Genomic DNA, 3001 nt, shown 5'->3' on the forward strand with positions numbered 1-3001 from the left:
CCGGGACTTCGGCCACGGCTTCGGCGTGCTCGGCGATCAGGAGCCGAGCGCCGACGTCGCCGTCGAGCGTCATCAATTCCTTGAAGAAGCGGCGCGACCACAGCACGGGATTGCCGCGGCGGCCTTCGCAGACCGGCACGACGATGAGGTTGCCGCGGTCGGGTGCAAAGCTGTCGATCAAGCGGTCGATCAGGCCAGCATCGATCAGCGGCATGTCGCCGAGACACACGACGGCGCCGTCGCAGCTCTCTGGCACCGCGGCGATTCCGGCCTTGACTGAACTCGCAATGCCGCCGGCAAAATCCGCATTGCGGACGAACCTCACCTTCAGCCCTTGCAGCGCCTGCTCGACCAGCTCGGCCTGATGACCGGTGACGACGATCACCTCGGATGCCTTCGAGGCCAGCGCCTGCTCGGTCGCCAGTCGCACCAGCTTCTTGCCGTCGAGCTCGGCGAGCAGCTTGTTCGGGCCACCCATGCGGGTCGAGCGGCCCGCCGCGAGCACGATGGCGGCGACCTGGCTGTTGCCCTCGATCTCCGGCTCGGCGCGCGGCTGCGGCCGCGTCACGATCTCCATCAAGAGGCCGCCGACCCCCATGCCCATCAACTCGGACCGCGTCACCTCGATGCCGGCGAGAAGCCGCATCAAGACCCAGTCGAACCCGTTCTCGACCGGCGAGCGCGCGCAGCCCGGCGCGCCCAGCACCGGCACGCCGCCGGCCCGTGCGATCAGCAGGAGATTGCCGGGATCGACCGGCATGCCGAAATGCTCGATCTCGCCGCCGATGCCGGTCACCGCCGCCGGAATCACGTCGCGGCGGTCGGCAATCGCGGATGCGCCGAACACGATCACGAGCTCGGCGCCGAGGCCGAGCAATTCCTGGATCGCGGCCGACAGCGCTTGCTCCTCGTGCGGCACCCGCCGCTCGGCGATGATGCCGGCGCCGGCCGGTGCGAGCCGCTCGGTCGTGACGCGCAGCGTCTTGTCGATCACCTTGGAGGAGAGGCCCGGCAGCAGCGTCGAGACCACGCCGACGCGCTTGATCACGTAAGGTGCGACCTTGAGCACGTCCTTGCCCGCCGCCTTCATCGCGGCATCGCGCAAACTCGCTTCGACGCCGAACGGGATGATCTTGACGGTGCCGACCATCTCGCCCTCGACCACGGGCTTGAAGGCGGTGAGCGTGGCAAAAGTGATGGCCTCGTCGATGCTGTTAATGCGGTCGACCGCGGCGCGGTCGATCACCAGCACGCCTGGGCGCGCGGCGAACAGATTGGCGCGGCCGGTGAAGGCGCGCTCGACATGGATGCCTTCCCCGCCGATGGCGAGCGCGATGCTGGCGGCGGCAACGTCCTCGGAGACGTCGCCTTCCTCCAGGCGCACCACGACGATGTCCTTGATGCCGGCACGCTCCAGCGACTCGACCTCGGCTGGCCCGATCGTCGTGCCCTTCTTCAGAACCAGCGGCCCCTGGCGCAGGGTGTGGACGGTCACCCCGCCGATCGCATCCCTCGGGCTCGCCGGTCCAAACTTCATGCCGCTTCTTCTTTTTCTTTCGGAGGCAGCCGAAGCACAGCGGTGATCTCGGCCATGATCGCGACCGCGATCTCGGACGGCGAAACCGCGCCGATCGCAAGTCCGATGGGCGCGTGAATGCGTGCGATGTCGCTGTCCTTCGCGCCCTGCGCCCGCAGCCGGTCGCCGCGCTTGGCGTGTGTCTTTCGCGAGCCGAGCGCGCCGATGTAGAAGCAGTTGCGCTCGAAGGCGTGCAGCAGCGCGGGGTCGTCGATCTTCGGATCGTGCGTCACAGCGACAAACGCCGTATAGGCATCAACGTTGAGCGGCGGCAACGCGGTGTCCGGCCATTCCGCGATCAGTGGAATGTCGGGAAAGCGCTCCGGGCTCGCAAAGGCCGTGCGCGGATCGACCACGGTGACGTCATAGCCCAGCGAGCGCGCCAGCGGCGCGAGCGCCTGGCTGATATGGACCGCACCGACAATCACGAGCTTTGCCGTCGGCGCGTAGACGTTGAGAAACAGCTTCTTGCCGCCGGCCTCGACACTGGCGCTCTTGCCCATGCGAAGCTGCTTCTCCAGCTCGGCACGCAGCGGATCCCTGGCGAAATCCTTCGCCTTCACCAGCCGCTGCTCGCCGCTCTCGGTGTCAGTGACCAGGATCACCGGCCGGCGCGCGGCACGCTCGGCATTGAGTTCGTGCAGGATCTCGAGCTTCACGGCTAGCCGACCTTCTCGACGAAGACGCGGATGGTGCCGCCGCAGGACAGCCCGACATTCCAGGCGGTCTCGTCGGCGACGCCGAACTCCAGCATCCTCGGTTTTCCGCTCTGGATCACATCCATGGCCTCGGTGACCACGGCGCCCTCGACGCAGCCGCCGGAGACCGAGCCGAGGAAGGTGCCCTCGTCGTTGATGACGAGGCTCGAGCCCGCCGGGCGCGGTGCCGAGCCCCAGGTTTCGACGACCGTCGCCAACGCGACGCCACGGCCGGCCTTCTGCCAGTCCTCCGCCGCCTTCAGGATGTCCTCGTCGCGATCGAGCATGGGGTGCCTCTCAAGCTGCGGAACGGATCAGGCTGCGGTGATGCGGCGGCAGCGGCCGGGAGAGCGTCGTGATCAGCTCCTGGATCGAACTCAAATTATGTACCGGGCGGAATTCGTCAACGTGGGGAAGCATCATTTTGATGCCCTGCGCCTTGGCCTCGAAACCACCGAACCGCAGCAGCGGGTTGAGCCAGATCAGCCGCCGGCAGGACCGGTGCAGCCGGTCCATCTCGAAGGCCAGCTTGGAATCGGCTTCGCGCTCCAGCCCGTCGGAGATCAGCAGCACGATGGCGCCCTGGCTCAGCACGCGCCGCGCCCACAATTTGTTGAAGTTGTGCAGCGAGGCCGAGATCCGGGTGCCGCCGGCCCAATCCTCGACCGAGGCCGAGCAGCTCGCCAGCGCCTCGTCGGGGTCGCGCTGGCGCAGCGCACGGCTGACA

General features: G+C 67.7%; 4 protein-coding genes. All 4 read right to left on the reverse strand.

Translation table 11 applies throughout. The features are described from left to right. Positions 1 to 1537, reverse strand: a 1537-nt coding sequence (locus JHD07_RS36690; RefSeq protein ID WP_291631073.1) for a molybdopterin-binding/glycosyltransferase family 2 protein, incomplete at its 3' end; no start/stop codon positions are given. Then, positions 1534 to 2235 carry an XdhC family protein gene (locus tag JHD07_RS36695; protein ID WP_291631075.1) on the reverse strand — a complete coding sequence of 234 codons (702 nt, stop codon included), beginning with the start codon at positions 2233 to 2235 and terminating at the stop codon, positions 1534 to 1536. The genes JHD07_RS36690 and JHD07_RS36695, both read right to left, overlap by 4 nt. 2 nt (positions 2236 to 2237) lie before the next feature. Then, on the reverse strand, positions 2238 to 2561 hold the full coding sequence (locus JHD07_RS36700; protein WP_007602422.1) for an XdhC family protein: 324 nt from the start codon (positions 2559 to 2561) through the stop codon (positions 2238 to 2240). A 10-nt stretch (positions 2562 to 2571) separates the two neighbouring features. Further along, on the reverse strand, positions 2572 to 3001 hold a 430-nt coding region (locus JHD07_RS36705), incomplete at its 5' end, for a VWA domain-containing protein (protein WP_291631085.1).

The organism is Bradyrhizobium sp., assembly GCF_016462955.1.
Lineage (GTDB): Bacteria > Pseudomonadota > Alphaproteobacteria > Rhizobiales > Xanthobacteraceae > Bradyrhizobium.

What these genes read in the sequence shown, in the direction of transcription:
- JHD07_RS36700 (WP_007602422.1), bottom strand. Translation starts at nt 2,561, where the DNA reads ATGCTCGATCGCGACGAGGACATCCTGAAGGCGGCGGAGGACTGGCAG.